The organism is Campylobacter sp. JMF_01 NE2 (genome assembly GCF_027737365.1).
GTDB lineage: Bacteria > Campylobacterota > Campylobacteria > Campylobacterales > Campylobacteraceae > Campylobacter_B.
Genome location: NZ_JAOVTR010000004.1, coordinates 17,150 through 36,994 on the forward strand (window position 1 = coordinate 17,150; position 19,845 = coordinate 36,994).

Here is a 19,845-nt window from a genome sequence, read left to right on the forward strand (position 1 = left end):
TCTTAAAAACTTGGCAAACCTATACCACTAGGCGAAGATTTTGAACCACCGATAATGCCATTTATGGTTTCTTGCGCTGCTTTTTGCGAATTATCAATAATAGCCTGTGTTGCAATTACATTTGCATTTACATCAAAACCCTCAGCCATTATTTCAGCGTGCTGAACTTCTAATCTGCTTAATTGATTTGATAATTCGATATTTCTTGCTTGCTTAATTTCTTTTTTCAATTTCTCTGCATTTTCGGCTATCAAATCAGCTTGCATTTGCGCTCTTTCATTATCCGTAAGAGGCATATTGTTTATTTCCTCTGCAGTATAAGTAGTTTTTTTCTTAGCTGTTTGAATGTTTAATTCTTCAATAACAGCATCTTTTTGCTCTCTTTGCTCTTTAATATTGTTTGTAAGCTCGTAGCAAGGCTGTCCTTTTTCGTTATAGCATTTTTCCGTAAGCGTTGCAATACGCCCAGAATAACATTTTTGATATTCTGTTGCATTGTTTCCCTGCGAAGCACAATCATCTTTTGCTTGTTGCTCAAAACCTTTTTTTATTTTTTCAAGTTCTCTTGTTACATTAACCCTTTTTTCATCATCTATCTCACCAGCCATAACAGTTGCTTTCATTTGTGTATTATATTCAGCCAGTTTTTGCGTTGTTGTATTTGTAGAAAAATCATTCATAATTTGCTTATGAACATTCAAAGCCGTTTGAATTTGCTCAGTTGTTGGCTCTTTCACAACTCCATTTGAATCACTAGCCATATCTGCTAAAATGGCTTTTATGGAAGAATCGTTTCTAAAATTTAAATTAGCGTGTGCATTGTTTCTTAGCCCCTCTTCGCTAATTCCATACATTTTATTTATAAGCTTATTTAATGCAACATCTTCTTTTACAGCATCAATTTCAAGTTGAACTATGCTTTTTTCGCCATTTGAACCTGATTTCCAAATTTTATCATCGAGTGCTTTACAATAATTTTCTAATTTTTTTTGTGCTGTTTTGCCGTAAGCTATGGCATCATCGCCACCGTATTTAAAAATCTTTCGTTTTAAACGCTCTTTTCCCTCTTGGGCGATTCCTCTAACTTCATCTTTTCCTTTATTGAATAACCCATAAGCTTTTTCTTTGGTTTTATTAACCAGCACATCTTTACAAACAGCTTTATTAACATCAACGCTAAAATCACATTGCAAAATACCTAAATCGATACCTTTTGCAATACTTCCTAAATCGATATCGCCCAAACCAAATCCAAATTCGCCCAAACCTTTAAGCGAACAACTATATTTTAAAGGACCTGCGCTATTATCCAAAATAGAACCTGAGCCAATACCCAAAATATCGCTAGCACTAAAACTAATACCACTGCCACCGATATTAATACCTGGAATGCTATTTAGTTTGTCTGTATATTTGCCTATTTGGTCAGTAACTCCACTAATTTTATCGCCTACTTTACTACTTATATCGCTAACTTTATTTCCCAAGCCACTCATTGTATTTCGAGCAGTATCAATCGTATCTGCATAAGCAGAACCAAACAATAAAGCAGTTGCTAAAATAGTAGATATGGCTATCTGATTCTTTGACATTGCGCATCTCCACTTACATTTTTACAAAATGTTTCATAATCTCGTTTGTCATCAAAAATGACCTTATAACTCTCAGGTGTTGATACAAAAATTTTATTATTTTTCGCCAAAATAGCTTTTACAGTATCGTTCTTTGGAAACTCTACTTCAAATCTTCTCACATCTGCAATAGGCGAATTTACAGCTTGAATTGGAGTAACATTGTTAAAAGCGTTGATTTGATTTGTTCCAACTTCATCTTCAAAGTTCATATCTTTTAACAAATCTCCATTAAACTCAGGTATCATCAAAATATCTCTGTAAGTCATTCTCTCTTTGAGTTCAGGGCGTTCAATGCGAATAACATAGTTATCGCCCTCTTTTACACGATACATTTGTGGGTGTGTTAATTTGCCACTTTGAGAATAGTATTTACCTGCTTCGTAAGCATCGATTTTTGTTTTATATTTTTCAAGAGCCTTAATTGAATTTTTTATTGCAGCCTCATAGCCTAATCTGTAATAGATTTTTGAAGCCTCTTTGTAGCCTTTTTCGTAGTAGTGATTTTGCATATTTGTCAAATCTTGATATGGTGTTTCTGCAAACAACAAACTGCTAGTCGCCAAAGTAGCTAAAAGTAAAAATTTTTTCATAGTCATATCCCTTAAAATGTGATTACATAATCATCGTAAATAAACATATTTTTCTTATTATTCAAAGAAAAAATAGTTTGTTCTAAAATCTGATTTTCTTCGCCATAAACAGTCATTCCGATTGTAAAAGGCGTTTGCGCATCTGCATAATCTCGCAAAATTTCAAGCATCAAATACTTGTCTTTGAATTTGACTTTTTCAGCATTTTTAAACACTTTTACATTGTGTTCTTTATCAATAGCCATAAAGTTAAAAGAGTTTTCTAATGCTACATAGGTCTTGCCACTAGGAGATAGTGTAACAATGCCATCTTTAAAAGAAATAGAATTAGAATATGTAGTTCTAATCTCATAATCGTTTATAATGCTACTAATATCCATATTTTGCATACGACAATACTCTTTCGTATTGAATAAAGTGTTCTCGTATGTCTTTTGGTCTTGTCTGCGCATATCCCTAATTTCTCTAACATTTGGTTTTGTAGCAAAAACAGAGATTAAATTTAGCGCAGTGCAACTTTGTTGTTTTACTTCATTGTAAGTAACTTTTGTTTTATCAGCGCACCCTGCAAAAACTATGCAAAATAGTGCAAATAAAGACATTTTTTTCATTAAAATCCTTTCAAACCCTATCATCATCTTCTAAAAATCCCTCTGTTTGCGTTACCTCTTGTTTATTTGCAACTTTTGGAATTTCAGTTTGTTTCGGTAATTCTTTTTTTTTCTCTTTGTTGATATAAAAAATCTGTGAATCAAAAAAACCATAACAAATTTTAGGTCTGTTCGGTATGATAAAAACATCGTTTTCTTGTAATTCTCTTACTTCCATATTGCTCACTTTCTTAGCTAATAAATAAGCCTTTATATGTTATCCTTTTATAACTTAAAATTAACTTCTTTTTAATCTAAAAACAATTACAATAAAGAAAAAATTAACCGATAGGACAATTAAAAACAATATGAAATTAACATCAGAACAAGCACAGGTTTTAAATTATGTAAAATCAGAAACACAGCCACAAAATATAGCATTAATTGCTCTTGCAGGCGCAGGCAAAACTTCAACATTAAAAGCAATAGCAGAAGCTTCTCAGGATAGGAAAATATTATATTTGGTGTTTTCAAAGGCTATGCAAAGAGAATCCGAGAAAAAGTTTCCAAAAAATGTAACAGTTAAAACGGTTAATGGTCTTGCTTATCAGGCTCTTGGAATTCAAGCTGAACCATTATCTAAATACGACAGATATACAGTCGCCAAAGCACTCAAATGCGATACAGAGAGTGCAAAAATTGTTATTGAAGAACTAAATGGGTTTTTAAACTCAGATTTAACAAAAATGAACTATGAATATAGTGATTTAGCAAAAGAATTTTGGCAAAAAATATGCAACAGAGAAGTAAATTTTACGCATCAAGCATATATGAAATACTTTTCTATTTATTTTGATAATTTCAAAGAAAAATTAGACTATGATTTGTTGCTAGTTGATGAGAGTCAGGATTTAGACCCAATAGCACTTCAAATAACGCAAAATTTCAAAATGCCTCGTGTCTTTGTTGGCGACCCAAATCAAAGCATTTTTGGCTTTAATGGCAATGTTAATGTTTTTGATGTCTTAGAATTTTCAAAAAAAATGCAATTAACACAAACTTTTCGCTGTTCTCAAAACATAGTTGATTGGGCTAATCAAGTTTTAGAATATAAAAGCGCAGGTATTGCAATGCAAACAAAAGTCAAGCAAAAACTACCTGAAAACAAAGCAATTATTGCTAGAACTAACGCAAAGATTATTCAAATTTTGTATAGTTATTTGAAAAATTGCGATTTAGATAATTTGAGCAATATTCGAATTCCAAAACTTTCAAGGAGTATCAAAGAACTATTTGCAGGACCTGAAACAATTCAGAATTTAATCAATTTCGCAAAAGATAGCGACAATGAACCTCAAATATTAGACCAAAATTTTGCGTGGTTGAAAAAAATGATTGTCGAAAAACAGATGAATGACAAAGAATTTAGGGCGTTTTGTATGTCATCTGAAAATCCAGATGTAAGACAAGCATATCTACTTCTCATACGCAGTTACAATGAAGACTTTTCGCTAAAACAACTAAAATATGCTTTGTTAGAGTTACAAAAACATCACCAAGTAATGCCGAATGTTTGGCTTTTAACAGCGCACAGTTCAAAAGGATTAGAATTTGATAGCGTAGTTTTATGCGATGATTTCCCAAATTTACACGAATTAAAAGCTAAATTTCAAGAAGCCTTTGCACACGCCAATTTTGGTAAAAACATTGAAGTGCAAGAATCAGCGAGATTGTCATTAGCCGAAAAAGAACAAAATTTTTTAACGGAAGCAAATTTACTCTATGTCGCAGGCACAAGAGCGATAGATGAAATGGAAGATTTGAGCGAAAACAGAGGAATTTTTTTTTATATTAACGAACAAGTAGCAAACACCATAAGAGAAGAAAACTCTCAAAGCATTAAGCCGTAATAGTAAGCATAAAAAATGGAGCTAAAAGCTCCATTCCACAAAAAAATCGCTCACTCATTTCTGGTGCAACCTTTTTGATTTTGTTCAGGCATAGATTTAACACGATATTTTCCATTTTCAATAGAAATAATCAAAGGATTATTATTTTCTTCTACAATTCTTGGGATAGGAATGCCATCAGCATTTTTTACACCACAACCAACAAGAACTTCTATTGTATTATCATCATTGATTTTATTAGTCATTGCATAAAGGTCAAAAGTTCCATAAAGTGTTTCTTTACCATCAGGAAGAACATAAATATTATCCAAATTTTTAACAATTCTTTCTTTTAAATCCTCTTGCGTAAGTGGCAATCCTGCCTCAGAAGGTAAAACTTGATTTGAATAAAAATCCAATATATCCATATCGCCTTTTTCTGCCATTATAAGTATTTTTCTAACGAATTCATTAACGCTTTGGTTGTTATCATTTGCCACATAATCATCAATATCTGCCATAAGCGAACTAGAACCTAACATTGCCATAAGCGCAACACTTAATAATGATTTTTTCATTTTTATCCTTTTATGTTTTAAAATTTAACTAAAATAAATACTAATGATTTAAACTTAAAAGAGTTTGAAATTTTAGCCTCACTCAAAAAAAGCAAGGCTAAAAATTAATTATGAAAGAGCGTTCCCTAAAATTTGTGATTGAGTTTCCTCAATAGCCATATCTTTACCCATTTCTTTTGCCACATTTATACCTTTGCGTGTATTTGCAAATGCTACTGCTTCTTTTTCTACGGCAACTATGGCTTTGGTGGCAGGTGCTAATTCAGCTGCACTTGTAGCTAATTTAGTAGCTTTTGCTAAATTAAACGCTTTCGTAGCAATTTGCATTGCTTTTAAAGGCACACCAACAGCTGACAATGGTGGAACAAAAGTCGCTACATTTAAAGCTATTTTTGCAGCATTCCACGCCCTGTCTTTCCATTTGTTTTTTTGCTCTTCAAGTTCTTGCTGGTCTTTTTTTATTTGCTCAGTTTGTCTTTCTTGCTCTTTAATTTGAGCCTGTCTTTGCACTTCTTGATTATAGTTATTAACCTGCTCTTGGGAATTTTTATTATTATCTTTAATCGTTTCTTTTGCTTCTATTTTTTCTTCGACCTGTTGCACCTGCTCTTTTGCTAACATAGGTTGAAAAGCAGACAAAACAGCAGAATTATCCATATCAGATGAGAGTTCAGGTTCTAACTGCATAACTGCTGCTAAATTTAAATCCTCGCCACTCATTCGCAAAGCTCGTTCTTTGGCTTCTTGGCTGATATACACTTCATCGCCATATTTTTCAAGTAGTGAAGTTTCGTATTTGATGAAATCCTCGATATTGAATACATATCCGTTATCTTTGGCTTCTCTATAATCAATTAGGAATTGTTGAAGGCGTTGATTTTGCAACATTGATAGACTTTCTTGATTTCGCATATTAGCTTCGTGAGCCTGTCGCAACTCATTTTGTGCATTCATTTTTCCCCCAACAACATTGGTAAATGTAAAGGCATTTTCATCTTTTAAACTAGGATACAACCAAGGAAGTTCAGTTGCCATTTTTGAAATAAGCTTAGCTAGTTCTTTTTTTTGTAAAGGTTGTTTTGAGATATAACCACTACCTTGCGTATGTTCAAAGCCATTGCGCTCCATAAAACGCTCTAAATCACTATACGCATTATGCCAATCTTTCTTTTTATAATTTTCTTGTAAAGCCTTAGTGTCTAAATCAAAATGAAAAGCTTTTTTATATATTCTTGGCATTTCTAACCTCCATTACATCTCCCATCATATCTTCATCACCCTCTTCTTCATCAAGCCACAACCATTCTTTGACATTATCGATAAACCATTTTTCCTTTATCAAATAAACATAAGCAAAACTGCCTAAATTAGAAAAACCATTTTCATCACTCGTGGCATAATAAGTGTTCGCATCACTTTTTTGCATATTGCAAGAGTTTGCAATCTTGTCAATTTTACTCCAAAGCTCATCGACACTATATTTACCCTCTTGCTTGATTTTTGCCTCATCAAGCACAATCTTTGTTCCTAATAATGGATAATTCGCTTCTGCGTTTGTCATTTTTTTCTTACCTTCCTTATTAAAAATTTTTGACTATTAAAGCCAATTTTAAATAGCTTAGAATTTTAACCTTAAAAAGGTCTAAATTAAAATATCAAGCAACCTACAATTATATTTTCATTCCTGTTTCTTCATCTTCTTTTTTTGGAGAAACGCAGGTAAAATCAACATTACTTTCTACACTTCTAGCATCTTTATGATATCGGATTGTAGATGCACCAGTAACTTTTTCACATTCTCCAAGCAATCGAGCATTAACTATACCATTTCCAACTTCAGGTGTTTTAAATTTTAAAGGATTTTGTTTTGCATTAATCGCCAACACAGTAGCTATGCTACCATCTTTTGCAAGTGATAATAACTCTTCGTATTTCTCTTGCACTGATAAATTTTTAGCATCTGCTCCAAGAATTTTATCGCTTAGACCATTTATAAAAGCATCGGCAAAATCTCCTGTGTTTTTACCTTTATATGAACCCATAAATTCACTAATAGCACGAGATATAGCCGAAGGGATTGTTCTATATTTTTCATATTGTCTAGCAAACAAATTAATTGTATCATCTAGATTAACTCCCATATTAAGAGCCAAATTCTGTCCTCTTATCGATTTCCAAAAGTCATATATTTCGTGTCCATTGCCTGCTATTGGAATCGGATTATAAGTATTTTCTATATCGGCTACAATATTTGGACCTGTTTTACCGATAAAATTGAAAATGTGTGGTGGATTAACATTTTGTATCGCCATATTTATCCTTTTAGTAATAGGATTATTTGGGTCTTTTTGTAACTCAACTTGATTTGGGTCGTTTTGATTAAACCCAAATTTCTTATTATACGCAGCGTTAAATCCTACAACATTATCAACCATTTCAGGGTATGCTCTGCCTATAAAATTAGCAATATGCCCTCCCAAAGAATGTCCTGTAAGATTAATTTTTATATCTTTCGGCAATTTACCTTCATCTTGCAATTTTTTTATTTTTTCCATTATAGCCATAGCCTCAATGCACTGGTCAGCAATTCCAGCCGTAAAAGAACCTTTTACTATTCTTGTTCCCAAAGTAGCCAACCTAGCAACATTGCCATACGGCAAATTATTTAATGACTTAATGTTATCAGGCGAACCAGCCACTAAATCCTTATCGGTTTTTATATCGGTTTTACCATCAGTTCCTCTAAATGCAATAATTAATTCAACAGGCTGTTTTGTATTGTCATCTTCTTTTACAAAAATACTATAATTTAATCCTTTACTAGGCATATTTGTATCTCTGAAAAAATTATATTCTCTTGCTCCAATTTGACCTTTATGACTCACTGCATAAGCTAGTTTATATCCCTGTTTCAGAGTCAGATAATTCATCGCTTCATTACGCTTCACATCTTCATCATCAGTATGCTCATTATCACGATAAGAAGCTAATGCAAAAGGCGCAAATTTATCTGCAAGCCCCATTTCTTGTTTATTTTTTTCTGCCACCCTATCTACTGCTCTTACTGCCATAACATATCCTTTCCTTATAATTTCATAGAATTTTCTTCCACTTCATTACTAGCTACTTTGGTAGCAACTTCTTGCACAGGCTCTTTGTTTTTTGGTTGTGTATTGTTTAATCTGTCAAGAGCTTCTTTATCTAATTTAGCCATTACATTTAAATTTGCATTATTATAAGCTTGTGCTTCTCCGTATTGTTCCACAATTTCTTTTGGTGTTTTCCAGCCAAAAATACTTAATCCACTAGCCACTAAATTACTAGCACCATAAGCTATTTTGTCAAAATACTGCCACCCATAACCACCAAAAGCATTACTAATTCGAGTTTCATTAGGAATTTCTATTTTTATATGCCCATTAATACCTTTTGCAACAGCATTTTCATAAAGTTCTTTTGCACTATTGCCATATACAGCCACAGATGCTCTCGTTCCTTGCGTTGCTTGTTGTATGCAACTACGAACTACTGATTTGGCAATATCATCTATTTTTCCACCATACGAACCTGCACTTCTATTTTTATCTAACAATTTTATGGCTTCTTGTCTTTTTACGCCATTTTCTTCCATAAATCTGAAATAATAAGTCAAATCTTCTAATGCACGCTCAGGTTGCGAAAACGAAGCTTCGGCTTTCACACCTGCGGATATTTCAAACTCTTTACCTTTTATGGTTCTTTTAGTTGATATTTCTCCACCGACACCACCACTTACTTCTTTTACAAAACCATTCTCTAAACTTACATTGCCATCATATATGCCAGAAGAAATCCCTGCTTCTAAACTTCCATCACTTTTTTGAGCAACAGATATTCCAATATTTTTACCTCTTATAGATAAATTATGCTCTCCTTGGCGAACAATATTACCCTCAAGGCTATCATCAGCATAATTTACACTCCCCTCTACTTTTCTTTCGCCATTAGCTGTTTCAAAATAACTAGCATAAAGGGGGTCGTTTGAATTTCTTTTAATCCCCATTTCAAAATTTCTATCACCTGAAACAACTTTTGCATACCCTTTTACAGCAAGTTCAAATTCAGCATTTGTTATTCTTGAATATAAATATTCTTCTGCATATTTAAGATATTTTGCCTCTATTTTTTTTGCTTCTTGTTCGGTTTGTTCGATATTTTTATCCCTGTTATTAACAGCCATATCACACCTCTCACATACTCATCGACATTGACTCTTGGTTTGCCTCTTTTACAGCTTGTTGTATATTGCCATTATTGTATTGTTCTGCAATATTAGAAGCCTCATTCATATTTTTAGCAACTTGACTAAAACTATCTTTCTCGCTCTCGCTTAAAACAGCACTATGAATTTGCGAATTCATAGTTTTAAATTTTGCTTGCAATTCTTCTGGCGCATAACCTTTTTTAATCATAGTTTGAATTTCAACATTGTTGTGCATAAAGTCATTTAATTTGCCAAGAACATTAAAATTTAAGCCTGCATTTTGTTTAAACATAGAAGTGATATTATTCCAGCCTTTTTCGATGACATTTCGATTTTTAATATGGTTTTCCAAACCATTAAAAATAACAGCCATAGCTTGTGGATTTGTATTGTAATTTAAAAGATTTCCCAAGTTAGAATTTGCTTCGCTTATAGTTGAAATTCTAATTTTGTTATCAGCAATAATGTTTGCGTTTTTATCTCTAAAATACACACCTGTTTCGCCTCTAACAGAAGCATTAAATGGATTGACATTAACAATACCATTTGGCTCTTTGAGTTGTGCCAAACTCATTTGTTCGTATTGTTTGTTTTCTTTTAAAGGCAACTCGCCATACTTAGCAATTTGTGCCGTTTCTAGCAATGTAGGTAGTTCCAAAGATTTTAAATTTATAAAATTTTGGTCTTTCAAAGCAATTTGGTTTCTATCATCTAAACCATTTTCTGAATTGCCAATGGCTAATTCAAATTTATTGATACTGCCTTCAACAGACATATTAGAAGCAACAGCCATTAAAGCAGCATAGCCATCTTTATTTTCTTTTACGATTTTACTAACATCTTCTGCGCTTAAATTTTTACCTTTGCTAATCAATTCATTTGCTATTTTAATTTGTTCTTTCTTTTGGGCAAGTTCAGCATAGACATTAGCATTGTGCATACAATATGCAGACTCTGTCTTACGCAAATCATCAATAGCATTGATAACTTTGTCAATATTCTCTTGCGAAAAACCTTTATCTTTTAACATAGTTTCTAGCTTATTTATATTAGGTTTTCCATCTTCTACACTTTTATGAAAATCATTTAAAGCATTTCGCAACTCTTGTTTGCTTTTATCATCTAATTCGCCGTTTGAAAAAACATAATTTTCTACAAATTTTGCCTGCGCATCATAATCTATTGCAAACGCTTTTTCTATGACTTCAACAGATGCTTTTAGATTGTCTATGTTATTTTTAAAATTTGAATCCATTATCGCTTCTTTAACGGCGACATAAATATTCTTATCAAGCCACTCTAATCCGTTTTCGGTATTTTTTAATTCGTTTGCTAACTCTCGTGTGTTAGTAGCTGATAAATCTAGTGCATCGCTAATTTTTTCTACAATCAAATTCTTATGAAATCTATCTTCTTGTAGATGTTTTTCGCTATCTGTCAATTTTGTATCTTTTTCTAATAATCTAGCTTCCTGCGTTCCCAAAGAGCCATCTTCTAATGTTTTATATCCAGCATAAGCTAATGCGCTCATACCTATAACAGGAAGGGCTTTCTTTGCAAGGTCATTGAAAATTCCTGCATTGTCTGAATTGTTCTTAGCAAAACCATTTTTATATTTTCTATCCAACTCAAAACATATACGAAACACACCACCATATTCTGTTTTATTTTTTTTAGCTTGTTCCTCTGCTTTTCTTGCTTCATCAGATATTGCCTTTGCCCCTGCACCAATAACTTCTCCTACACCATTGCCTTTCTTTTTTGTATCTTTGGCACTTGCTTTACCTTTTGGCGCACCTGCTACGACAGGAGTATTGTCTTGCTCTTGTTTTTGATTTTCTTTTTTCTGTTTATTTGTAGCAGTATTATTTTTTGGAGTTTCTGCTGGCTCAGCAGAATTATTCTTCTCCTGCTTTGGTTGTGAAGGCTTATTTGATTTTGTTTTTTTATCGCTACCTATAATCTTGCTTAGCATTTCGCCTTTTTTGTTTCTTGCCATTTTCTATCCTTTCTTAATCATTTGCCATTTTTTTCATTAGAATTTTAAAATCAGCCCAAAGACCATTATTTGCTCTTACTGCGTTTCCTTGGGCAACCTGCAATTTGTGTCTAAAAGCCTTATCTTTGATATATTTGCCATTTTTATACACGACACTATATCCATCAGCTACGATATTTTCGTTATACACTCCACGAGAATCAGAGATTATGCAAAGTTCTCTGCCATACTTATCTGTTTCATTGATATTTAATTCATAAGTTGCGTTTTGCGAAAAATAAGCATAAGCATATTGCGAAGCTAATTCGCCTGCATTTGTAATCAAATTTGGGTCAATACCAAATTTACTAGCTTCTTTTTGTAGCTTATTGCTTTCAAATTTCTCAGGCGTATCAATACCTAAAACTCTGCAAATAATCGTGCCTCTCTCAGTAGCAAAATCAATCGTATCGCCATCTTTAACTTGATACACGCTTCCTAAAATAACCTCGGCGTTTAATGCCAAAACAGATAACGAACAAATACAAAATTTTCTAATCATTTCATTATCCCCTATGGTTTATTTAGCCAAACATCGTTTTGCTCTGCGAGCTTAGCAGATACTTCTTGCGAGAGTTGTGTAACATTTCTACCCTCATTCTTTAAAAAGAAATCATCGATTATTTTCATATCTTTTTCGTTTGATTTTTGGTATATCTCAGCTAGTGCTTGCACAAAACTATCTTTATTAGTAACTTCTCTTTGGACTTCATCGCTAACCAATATGATATGCGAAGGGTCATTTTTATCATCGAGCCTAGCTGTTATCGAACTTGTTTTTAGAAATTTATCATTAAGCAAATTCGTAACTTCTTTTAACAAAGCATTTATATAAACTTTATCTGCGCCAAGAGTTTGATACTTTTCATTTGCACACTCTTTCCAAATGCTTAAATTATCTAAATCTTCTTTCCCAAAATACGGCAGTATTTCTTGTATTGATGAATACATAGGCGAAGAAAGAACTTCTCTAAACAAAACAGCCTCTGGCTTTTCGCTTAAATAATCTCGTTGCATAATTTCATCTTCTAATTTATCAATCAGCTTTTCAACCAAACCGATATCCAAACCTTGTGGATAAATTACATCGAAATCTCCAAGTTTCAAAAGATTTTCTGATTCGTTAAGTTTTATAATTGGCATTCTTCCAACAGAATCTTTTAACATTCCAATATTAAAAGTCATTTCATCTAAGCTTATAAACTCTGTATTATCCTCAACTCTCTTTCCGAAAAAAATAGTTTGATTTGGATTGTTTAACAAAGATAAACTAATATGATTTTCATCTATGATTTGAATATCAAAATCCGAGCCTAAAAAAGCATATTCTAATGCAACTCTTTCTTTTTCTCGAAATGAAAAAATAGAGTATTCAGGCAATAGCTTGTTTTCTTGCTCATCAAATTTGAAAAGATGCAAATCAATAAGCGAAGGTAATTCGCTATGATTTAATGTTCCCAAAAACTGCTCTTTTGGTGGCTCTGCTCTTTGAAGTGTCGCAGAAGCAACTTCATTAAAAAAAGCAATATTATTACTTTTTTCCCGCATACCTTGGTTAAATTTCATTTCATCTGCTTCACTATCAACTTTAAAGAAAAGTATCTCGGAAGTATTTTTATCACTTCCGATTACATAATAAGGAAATCTATCATTTGCACTTACTCTTGCCATTAGTTTTCCTTTTATCCAGCTATACTATTTCTGTAATCATCATAAGTGCGAATTACTCTGCCGTTCCAACAAATCTCTTGTGTCTTTTCATTAACACTGTATTTTGTGCCTGTTTTGTATTTGTCATCAACATACTTTTCAAGAGCAAAAGCCATAGCTTTAATATAACACAAGCTAAGAAAAGTTTTTTCACAAGCTTTTTTGTAATTTCGCTCTTCGATAATGAATCGAAGCATTTCTCTCTCGCCTATCTCTTTAATGCCAAGTTTTACATACAAGAGATTTTTCAAATCATCAACATATTTTTGGTCGAAACTATCTTTGTGTGAATTAAATTCCATAATAAAAGGCGTTGTCATTTTTTCTCTCCTTAGTTAATTTTTAATTGATTTTCAACTCGTTCTTCTTGCTTTTGAACATTGTGTTGTTCTTCTGCAAGAAATTTTGGAGCTTCTACTTTTGTTTCAAATTTCATCATTAGCAAATCGCTAATTTCTCTTTGCACTTGAACTCTGTCATTTATAATGTCAGCACCTTCAAGATGAAATACTTTCAAATCAGAGTTATTCTTATTACTCAAATCGCTATATGTATCTATAAGAGCCTTTGTAAAATCTTTAATATCATAGACAGCATTGCTATTAATATATAAGCAACCTTCTGATTTAAATTTGCTAGCATCAAATTTTAATTCATAAGCATCTTCGAAATACTCATCTAATTTTGATTCAAAATTATAAATAAGTTCATCTGCATAGAAGTCGTGATAAAGATTAGCTAAAACCCTTTGCGCATCATCTATATCAGTATTGTTTTCGTATAGTTCGTGTTCTTTAATGTAATCAATCGTTTTTTCCCAAACCATTTGATTATCTACTTCATCGACACCCAATCTAGCGCAAAGTTCTTGTATCGCTTGGTATGGCTCAGGAAAGAGATTTTCATAAACCTTAATTTCACTTCTTTGTTCAAGCAAATCAACAATATCAATATGATAATTTTCTCTACAAAATTCTTTGATTTTATCCATTAATTCAGGCATTGAAATATATCTGCTTACATAAATGCAAGGCTTATCTTCAAAAAGCCCTTTTATCTCGTTTTCCTTTGCTAAACTTTCATTTAAATTATGAACTCTACCCTGCTCCGAATAACATCGTTTAGAATGCTCATCGTGTAAAATTACAATAGGAACATTTAAAAAAGTTGCCATTGTTTTTGTAATAATCTCTTCAACACGATTTTCATCGTTTGGATTTTGATTATAGACTTTACCTAATTCTAAACCACATTCAGAAACAACTTTTCCACCTGATTTATTTAAAGCTTTTTTGACACCCAAAGCTTGCATCATAGTTACTAACGGTTGATTTTTTAAAGATTCTAATTGACCTTTTTCAATTAACTCTGTTGCGCTCTCTCTAACTTTTCCGACCTCATATTTTTTTTCTTGGTTACAATACTCAAAGAAATTTTGAGCCATTGTGCTTTTTCCAACACCTGGTGCGCCGTAAAATTCAAAGCAGATATTGCTATCTTTTAATCGCCCTTGTGGCATAAAATTTAGATAATAATCTGAATTTCTATAAGCTTCTATATATCTCTTCTCTAATTCTTCATCAATCCATTCACGATTTCCATACTCATCATAATAACCAGAAAGGTCATTTAAAGAATAATATTTATCTTCTTCTATATCTTTCAAAGAAAACCATTCTTTAAAGCAATTTACGACATTTAACAAATCAGAATTTTTCCCAATAAAACCCAAACATTCTCTTAAATTTCCGTAAAACTTTTCTTGTTGAGCGTGTCTGCCACCTGATAAATATGTGTTTATAGTAACTGCATACTCTCTTTCTTTACTCATTGACCTTAATTCCTCCTACCTCGAATTCTTTTATAAACTTTTGATATTCTCTATCATTTTTAAGAAATATTTTCTCTATTGCGCTTTTTAACTCTTTACTGATTTGTTCTCCATTTTTATTATAAAAATTCTCAGGAGTTACAAACGCAATATCACTATTTGTGTTGCTTTGCCATTTTGATAATATTTTTTGAATTTCATTTATAAATTCATCGCCAATATCTTCCAAAGCATAATCATAAATAATTTCTCGCAGTTGTAAAATTTGCTCGTGCGCTAATGCTGTTGTCCTAAAAAATACTCGTTCTTCTTTTAGGATTTCTACAATATCACTCAAAAAATCATCAATGACTTTTGCCCCTACCAATTTTGAATAACTAAATTTGTCAATATCTACTTCGTTTATTTTTACACCACTTGTTTTTTTAGTAAGGCTCAAAGCGTTAAAAGCAATCATTGTGTCATCATCTAAAAAGCTTCTCGCCTTATCTAACAAATTATTAAATTCTTCTACTCTTGCATCATAGTAGTTGTCAAAATCCATTTGGTTTAATTTCACAATTTCTTTAACAACTTTGCCATCAGATAAAACCCTATCTTTTATCTCTTCCCACTCTGTTTCTACCTTATTGCAAAATTCTTGCCACTCTTCTTTTTCATCGCTTTCGATTTCTAATTCCAAACGATAGCCAAAATGAAAATAGCGATAATGTAAATTTCTTAAACGAGTTAAAAAATTAACTTCATCATCTAACTCTTCTATTCGTGCAAATAGATTAAAACCTGTTCCCAAAAAGTAATTCATCAACAATCCTTTAAAACCTAACAAAATTTTGCGTGGCTGAATTCATAATTTCTATACCCTTCGCCATTGAAACTTGTATCGGATAATTTTTTTCAAAATAGGTAAAATAATTTGGCTCTTGCTCATCGAAGAAATAAAGCAAATATAATTCGCCAATCATCTGTTCGATTTCGGCAGGAACATAAGCAAATAAATTTCTGTCTGTTACTAGTTCTCTATACACAGAACCTATAACAGCTATTAATTTTTCCACAGGCAGTTTAAAAGAGTATTGCTCTTTTATGCTTTTAATTAATTCTAAAATTTCCTCGTTCTTTATTAATTTTTCATAATCTAAATCTATCAATGATTTAAAGGTTTCGTTTTCACAAAACATATTTACAATTTGACTAGCTTTTGAATTTTTATCGAGTGGTATTTCTCTGCCGAACTTCAAATTTTCATAAGCGATTTGAGATAAATATGGAAGTGTTTGTTTTGCAAAAATTCTATTCATCTTGTCAATGTAAATTTTAAAAGTTTCATTTGCCTTATTAATATTTGGAGCAGTCAAATAGATAGACATATCAAATCTACCTTTTCTGAAAAGCTCAGGATTTTCAACTGCCAAGTCTGTAATATTATTTGCAGTTGCAATAAAAAATACTTCGCTCTTTAATGACTTCTCATTTATATCATTTAGTGCAGTTAGCAACCAACCCAAAACCTGTTTTGTCTTTGGATTATTACCACTAAGCATCTTTTCTATCTCATCAATCAATACAACATATTTACCCTCATTGTGTTCAAAGAATCCAAAGAAACTTTCAAGCAATCCAAAAGTATCTGTTGCGTTGATAAAAATTGATAGGTTTAAATGTATCAAAACTCTATTCAATTCTCCTGCAACGCATTTAGCAAAAAATGTTTTTCCTGTTCCTGGAACACCAGTTAAGAAAAATCCTTTGAGTGGTAAGCCTGATTGTTTTTTAACATCTATCATACGAATTTGAGCCATCAAGTTTTGAAACTCAACACTATTTTTGTCGATAACATAATCGTTAAAAGTGAAGCTTGGCTGATAGATATTCGCACCGATTTTTGATTTTAAAATTTCAAAAGGATTAACTCCTCGTTCTTGTTGCTCTTTTGTCAAAAGTCCAAATTTATTTGGCACTCTTATCAATTCAATATCAGGTAATTCAGGCAGTAAATCTTTTGGCAAAAAACAAGAAATAAAATCTACTTTTTCTATGTCTTCTCTGCTAACCAATTCATCTAAAAATTGTTTTTTGCCTATAACTTTTACAGGCAATTCGATATTATATCTTTGCTGTAATTCAGTCAAGCCTGCACTAGTGAAATAATAAAAGTCATCAATTTTAAAAAATCTCATCTGTAATTTTTCCTATTTCTTGTCGTTCTATTAAAACTTTTTCGCCATTTTTATGAATCAGAAAAAACTCGTTTAAATACAAAATTCCATTTTGCACAAAGAATAATCTATCTGCAATCGTTGCAAGATAAACAGATTTTTCTAACCCCTCAAAAGTAAAATACAGATACTGCTCTGTGTTTTGATTAAAGAAAATCATATAGTTTTCATTTAGATTTAACTCTCTTGTGGCTCTAATAAAATCTTTCATTTTTGATAAAATTTCAGAGCGAACAAAGAGTTTAAATCTCTTTGTAAAACAAAAAATTTCAACCTCTTTATCCAAAACTTTCAAATCTGCATTTTTTGAAAATTCACTATTTTTTCTCGTTCTTTTTAATTTTTTAGTCAAATTTTCAAAAAACCCATATTCAAAAATTGCAATAGGTTGTTCGGAATTTTTATCCCAAACATACTCATTTGTAAAATCAAAACTAGGCTTCAAGCTTTTAATATGACAAAGATTTAGCTTGTCAGCATTCAATAAAATATGTTGCACCTGACTATCTTGTTTAAACCAAACTATGTCAGGGTGATTTTTATTTTTTACTGCGTATTCAGTTAAACCGACTTTCATTGTTTCACTGCCCCCATAAAGCCTTCCAATTCTTCATCGGTTGCATTCATTGCTCTATTTTGACTTGGCATTTTTGGTTTTTCATTTGTTTGTGCTTTTACTCTCTCCATTCTTTCAGCTTCTTTTTTTTGTGCCTCAGCCTCAGCTTCACTAATACCTTCTTTTAAAACAACTATTCTATAACTCTCGTTCTTTTCTAGAATTTCTTGCAAAGTTGTTTGTATTGCTTCTACTGGCAAATGTTTTTGCTTTGCTAAAATTTTATTAATAATTTTTACAAGATTTTTACACTCTGTTTCTTTTTCAAAAACAATTCTTTTTGCTAATTCAATCCACTCTCTTATGTCCTCTAACATATATGTTATTTCTTGGTCTTGCGCATCTGAGATATATAAGCTATCATTGAATAACAATTCAAAATCGCTCAAATCCAAACCAAAATAAGCAATCAAATCATTGTTGGTCCAAGACTTTTTTTCTGCAATAAACTTAATCATATTTTGTAATCCTTATTAGTTTTTTTATGTATTTAAACTGCTTAAAATCAATTTGATTTTGCAAATACATTTCTTGCAAATCTGTTGTAGAGAGAAAATTATATTTTTCTTTTTTATACTCACAAAAACCCACTAACTGATACAATAAAATTCCGTGCATTTTGTGCATAATTTCATCATTAATTTCAACCTTGAAAAATCTACTCATAAACTTTCTTAGTTGATTTTCTGAAATACTTTTTCTGTTGCGTAAAACAACAAAACAATATAACTTGCGTAAAAATTCAGATGAGCGAAGATTGATTACTCTATCATTAACCACATCTAAATTCTCGTTCTTTATAAAATCTTGTATCAATTCTTCTGTTTTAAAATCATACTTTTTTGTATAAGGAACAAGCACTAAATGCAATGTTCTTAAAGATACATTTGTCTTGATTTCAGCTTTTAGCTTTTTAAATAAGAACTCTTTTTGTAACATAACATAATTATACATTAAAAAGCTTAATGTTGTCAATAGATATATAGCTAAAAATACATTTTTATTAACTTTTTTTGTTATTTTTTTAACAAAATTTGCACGCAAAAAATAAAAATTAAAAAATGGTAAATAAAATATAATCAAAAGTCCGTAATAGCGATATTAAATTTTATTTTTTAAGTTTAGATAAAGAAAACGCCTTTTTCTTTTGTAAAATCTCAACTAGCTAAAACTCCCTAGAAATGGGCTTTTTTAAATTTCTGCTTTCTCTCTTTTGTTTCTTAAAATAATCTTATAAGCACAAGAAATCTAAACGGCATTAACCCCCTATTTTTTCATTATCAAAATTATCTTAATTTTATATTATTTATAAGCAATTTTTAAGAATTAAAACTTATAATTCAATCAAAGTAAAAATATATTCTAAGGAGTTAATATGGAAAAAATTAAAAAACCAAAAACAAAAAGAGTAACAAAAATGATTACAATCCCTGAGGACTTACTTCCTTTGTGGGATAATCTACAACACAACAAATCATCTTTGATTAAAAAAGCACTACTTGATTGTGCGAACGATAAAACAATCAGAGAATATGCGTTCAAAGATGTTAGAGCAGTTGAAGCATTTTTGAAAGAATACAACAAACCACAAGGCAAATAGCACATAATGAAAAAAGAAAACACTTGGAAAGATAAAATCTTTTGGATAGCTGTTTTAGCCTATTTTGGTTTCGGAATCGTTTATAGCTATTCAATTTTTAAAAACATTGCCACTGATATATACGAGGGAAAATTACTAAATTTCCTCGCTTCAATCTTTGAAAGATTTCTGTAATTACAAACAAGAATATAAAAGGCTTCAATCAAAGTCAGAGGTTGCCGCCTCTGGCTTTAACCTATAATTACAATTTTTCTCTAAAATTTTACACGATTTTATTCAAATCTGCTTTTTTTGTTTTTGATAACTG

The 19,845-nt window shown here is 31.5% G+C and carries 22 protein-coding genes; 3 read left to right on the forward strand and 19 right to left on the reverse strand.

The annotated features are described in order from the left end of the window. Positions 1–2 precede the first annotated feature (2 nt). The 4 genes from OFO01_RS07035 to OFO01_RS07050 are packed head-to-tail and all read right to left on the reverse strand — an operon-like array spanning position 3 to position 3,052. Entirely contained in the window at positions 3–1,592 is a 1,590-nt protein-coding gene (locus tag OFO01_RS07035; RefSeq protein WP_270859578.1) for a hypothetical protein, read from the reverse strand. Beyond that, positions 1,574–2,179 (reverse strand): hypothetical protein, encoded by a 606-nt coding sequence (locus OFO01_RS07040; protein WP_270875530.1) that lies wholly within the window; start codon positions 2,177–2,179, stop codon positions 1,574–1,576. Before OFO01_RS07040 ends, OFO01_RS07035 begins: the two co-directional genes overlap by 19 nt. A 56-nt stretch (positions 2,180–2,235) precedes the next feature. Further along, positions 2,236–2,835: a hypothetical protein gene (locus OFO01_RS07045; RefSeq protein ID WP_270859576.1), complete on the reverse strand. Its 600-nt coding sequence runs from the start codon at positions 2,833–2,835 to the stop codon at positions 2,236–2,238. A gap of 10 nt (positions 2,836–2,845) precedes the next feature. Further along, a complete protein-coding gene (locus OFO01_RS07050) occupies positions 2,846–3,052 on the reverse strand; it encodes a hypothetical protein (RefSeq protein ID WP_270859575.1) in 207 nt (68 codons plus the stop codon). Positions 3,053–3,182: 130 nt separating this feature from the next. Between OFO01_RS07050 and OFO01_RS07055 the strand changes: the two genes are divergently transcribed. Next, entirely contained in the window at positions 3,183–4,724 is a 1,542-nt protein-coding gene (locus tag OFO01_RS07055; protein ID WP_270859574.1) for an AAA family ATPase, read from the forward strand. A gap of 50 nt (positions 4,725–4,774) precedes the next feature. Here the strand turns inward: OFO01_RS07055 and OFO01_RS07060 are convergent, their stop codons facing one another. The 15 genes from OFO01_RS07060 to OFO01_RS07130 all read right to left on the reverse strand — a co-directional run bounded on the left by OFO01_RS07060 (position 4,775) and on the right by OFO01_RS07130 (position 18,892). Beyond that, complete coding sequence (locus OFO01_RS07060; RefSeq protein ID WP_270859573.1) at positions 4,775–5,281, reverse strand: hypothetical protein; 507 nt, start codon at positions 5,279–5,281, stop codon at positions 4,775–4,777. Between the two features lie 108 nt (positions 5,282–5,389). Further along, a complete protein-coding gene (locus tag OFO01_RS07065; RefSeq protein WP_270859572.1) occupies positions 5,390–6,520 on the reverse strand; it encodes a hypothetical protein in 1,131 nt (376 codons plus the stop codon). Then, on the reverse strand, positions 6,504–6,842 hold the full coding sequence (locus OFO01_RS07070; protein ID WP_270859571.1) for a hypothetical protein: 339 nt from the start codon (positions 6,840–6,842) through the stop codon (positions 6,504–6,506). Before OFO01_RS07070 ends, OFO01_RS07065 begins: the two co-directional genes overlap by 17 nt. 109 nt (positions 6,843–6,951) lie before the next feature. After that, on the reverse strand, positions 6,952–8,352 hold the full coding sequence (locus OFO01_RS07075) for a lipase family protein (RefSeq protein WP_270859570.1): 1,401 nt from the start codon (positions 8,350–8,352) through the stop codon (positions 6,952–6,954). A 14-nt stretch (positions 8,353–8,366) separates the two neighbouring features. Next, positions 8,367–9,500, reverse strand: a complete 1,134-nt coding sequence (locus tag OFO01_RS07080; protein ID WP_270859569.1) for a hypothetical protein — start codon at positions 9,498–9,500, stop codon at positions 8,367–8,369. A gap of 10 nt (positions 9,501–9,510) precedes the next feature. Continuing rightward, positions 9,511–11,523 carry a hypothetical protein gene (locus OFO01_RS07085; RefSeq protein WP_270859568.1) on the reverse strand — a complete coding sequence of 671 codons (2,013 nt, stop codon included), beginning with the start codon at positions 11,521–11,523 and terminating at the stop codon, positions 9,511–9,513. 13 nt (positions 11,524–11,536) lie between these two features. Continuing rightward, complete coding sequence (locus OFO01_RS07090; protein WP_270859567.1) at positions 11,537–12,064, reverse strand: thermonuclease family protein; 528 nt, start codon at positions 12,062–12,064, stop codon at positions 11,537–11,539. A gap of 11 nt (positions 12,065–12,075) precedes the next feature. Beyond that, entirely contained in the window at positions 12,076–13,233 is a 1,158-nt protein-coding gene (locus OFO01_RS07095; RefSeq protein ID WP_270859566.1) for a hypothetical protein, read from the reverse strand. An 11-nt stretch (positions 13,234–13,244) separates the two neighbouring features. Continuing rightward, the gene (locus OFO01_RS07100) at positions 13,245–13,592 is read right to left on the reverse strand and encodes a hypothetical protein (protein WP_270859565.1); all 348 of its coding nucleotides are present in this window, start codon (positions 13,590–13,592) and stop codon (positions 13,245–13,247) included. 11 nt (positions 13,593–13,603) lie between these two features. After that, positions 13,604–15,103 carry a hypothetical protein gene (locus OFO01_RS07105; protein ID WP_270859564.1) on the reverse strand — a complete coding sequence of 500 codons (1,500 nt, stop codon included), beginning with the start codon at positions 15,101–15,103 and terminating at the stop codon, positions 13,604–13,606. Next, the gene (locus OFO01_RS07110) at positions 15,096–15,908 is read right to left on the reverse strand and encodes a hypothetical protein (RefSeq protein ID WP_270859563.1); all 813 of its coding nucleotides are present in this window, start codon (positions 15,906–15,908) and stop codon (positions 15,096–15,098) included. Before OFO01_RS07110 ends, OFO01_RS07105 begins: the two co-directional genes overlap by 8 nt. Before the next feature lie 10 nt (positions 15,909–15,918). Next, positions 15,919–17,283 carry an AAA family ATPase gene (locus OFO01_RS07115; RefSeq protein ID WP_270859562.1) on the reverse strand — a complete coding sequence of 455 codons (1,365 nt, stop codon included), beginning with the start codon at positions 17,281–17,283 and terminating at the stop codon, positions 15,919–15,921. Then, entirely contained in the window at positions 17,270–17,899 is a 630-nt protein-coding gene (locus OFO01_RS07120; protein WP_270859561.1) for a hypothetical protein, read from the reverse strand. Before OFO01_RS07120 ends, OFO01_RS07115 begins: the two co-directional genes overlap by 14 nt. Next, complete coding sequence (locus OFO01_RS07125) at positions 17,896–18,396, reverse strand: hypothetical protein (protein ID WP_270859560.1); 501 nt, start codon at positions 18,394–18,396, stop codon at positions 17,896–17,898. The genes OFO01_RS07120 and OFO01_RS07125 overlap by 4 nt, the downstream gene beginning before the upstream one ends. After that, positions 18,389–18,892, reverse strand: coding sequence for a hypothetical protein (locus tag OFO01_RS07130; RefSeq protein ID WP_270859559.1), 504 nt, complete (start codon positions 18,890–18,892; stop codon positions 18,389–18,391). The genes OFO01_RS07125 and OFO01_RS07130 overlap by 8 nt, the downstream gene beginning before the upstream one ends. A 421-nt stretch (positions 18,893–19,313) precedes the next feature. Here OFO01_RS07130 and OFO01_RS07135 point away from each other — a divergent pair, with 421 nt between their 5' ends. Together OFO01_RS07135 and OFO01_RS07140 are read left to right on the forward strand one after the other, a co-directional pair. Continuing rightward, a complete protein-coding gene (locus OFO01_RS07135; protein ID WP_270859558.1) occupies positions 19,314–19,538 on the forward strand; it encodes a hypothetical protein in 225 nt (74 codons plus the stop codon). Positions 19,539–19,544: 6 nt separating this feature from the next. Further along, the gene (locus tag OFO01_RS07140; RefSeq protein ID WP_270859557.1) at positions 19,545–19,712 is read left to right on the forward strand and encodes a hypothetical protein; all 168 of its coding nucleotides are present in this window, start codon (positions 19,545–19,547) and stop codon (positions 19,710–19,712) included. The last annotated feature ends 133 nt before the right edge of the window (positions 19,713–19,845 follow it).

Excerpts from the sequence above, each read along its gene's own strand:
- OFO01_RS07120 (WP_270859561.1), bottom strand. The coding sequence starts at position 17,899 with ATGAAAGTCGGTTTAACTGAATACGCAGTAAAAAATAAAAATCACCCT.
- OFO01_RS07060 (WP_270859573.1), bottom strand. The coding sequence starts at position 5,281 with ATGAAAAAATCATTATTAAGTGTTGCGCTTATGGCAATGTTAGGTTCT.
- OFO01_RS07085 (WP_270859568.1), bottom strand. The coding sequence starts at position 11,523 with ATGGCAAGAAACAAAAAAGGCGAAATGCTAAGCAAGATTATAGGTAGC.
- OFO01_RS07135 (WP_270859558.1), top strand. The coding sequence starts at position 19,314 with ATGGAAAAAATTAAAAAACCAAAAACAAAAAGAGTAACAAAAATGATT.
- OFO01_RS07070 (WP_270859571.1), bottom strand. The coding sequence starts at position 6,842 with ATGACAAACGCAGAAGCGAATTATCCATTATTAGGAACAAAGATTGTG.
- OFO01_RS07125 (WP_270859560.1), bottom strand. The coding sequence starts at position 18,396 with ATGATTAAGTTTATTGCAGAAAAAAAGTCTTGGACCAACAATGATTTG.
- OFO01_RS07035 (WP_270859578.1), bottom strand. The coding sequence starts at position 1,592 with ATGTCAAAGAATCAGATAGCCATATCTACTATTTTAGCAACTGCTTTA.
- OFO01_RS07075 (WP_270859570.1), bottom strand. The coding sequence starts at position 8,352 with ATGGCAGTAAGAGCAGTAGATAGGGTGGCAGAAAAAAATAAACAAGAA.
- OFO01_RS07065 (WP_270859572.1), bottom strand. The coding sequence starts at position 6,520 with ATGCCAAGAATATATAAAAAAGCTTTTCATTTTGATTTAGACACTAAG.
- OFO01_RS07050 (WP_270859575.1), bottom strand. The coding sequence starts at position 3,052 with ATGGAAGTAAGAGAATTACAAGAAAACGATGTTTTTATCATACCGAAC.
- OFO01_RS07055 (WP_270859574.1), top strand. The coding sequence starts at position 3,183 with ATGAAATTAACATCAGAACAAGCACAGGTTTTAAATTATGTAAAATCA.
- OFO01_RS07090 (WP_270859567.1), bottom strand. The coding sequence starts at position 12,064 with ATGATTAGAAAATTTTGTATTTGTTCGTTATCTGTTTTGGCATTAAAC.
- OFO01_RS07130 (WP_270859559.1), bottom strand. The coding sequence starts at position 18,892 with ATGTATAATTATGTTATGTTACAAAAAGAGTTCTTATTTAAAAAGCTA.
- OFO01_RS07105 (WP_270859564.1), bottom strand. The coding sequence starts at position 15,103 with ATGAGTAAAGAAAGAGAGTATGCAGTTACTATAAACACATATTTATCA.
- OFO01_RS07080 (WP_270859569.1), bottom strand. The coding sequence starts at position 9,500 with ATGGCTGTTAATAACAGGGATAAAAATATCGAACAAACCGAACAAGAA.
- OFO01_RS07115 (WP_270859562.1), bottom strand. The coding sequence starts at position 17,283 with ATGAGATTTTTTAAAATTGATGACTTTTATTATTTCACTAGTGCAGGC.
- OFO01_RS07095 (WP_270859566.1), bottom strand. The coding sequence starts at position 13,233 with ATGGCAAGAGTAAGTGCAAATGATAGATTTCCTTATTATGTAATCGGA.
- OFO01_RS07045 (WP_270859576.1), bottom strand. The coding sequence starts at position 2,835 with ATGAAAAAAATGTCTTTATTTGCACTATTTTGCATAGTTTTTGCAGGG.
- OFO01_RS07100 (WP_270859565.1), bottom strand. The coding sequence starts at position 13,592 with ATGACAACGCCTTTTATTATGGAATTTAATTCACACAAAGATAGTTTC.
- OFO01_RS07140 (WP_270859557.1), top strand. The coding sequence starts at position 19,545 with ATGAAAAAAGAAAACACTTGGAAAGATAAAATCTTTTGGATAGCTGTT.
- OFO01_RS07110 (WP_270859563.1), bottom strand. The coding sequence starts at position 15,908 with ATGAATTACTTTTTGGGAACAGGTTTTAATCTATTTGCACGAATAGAA.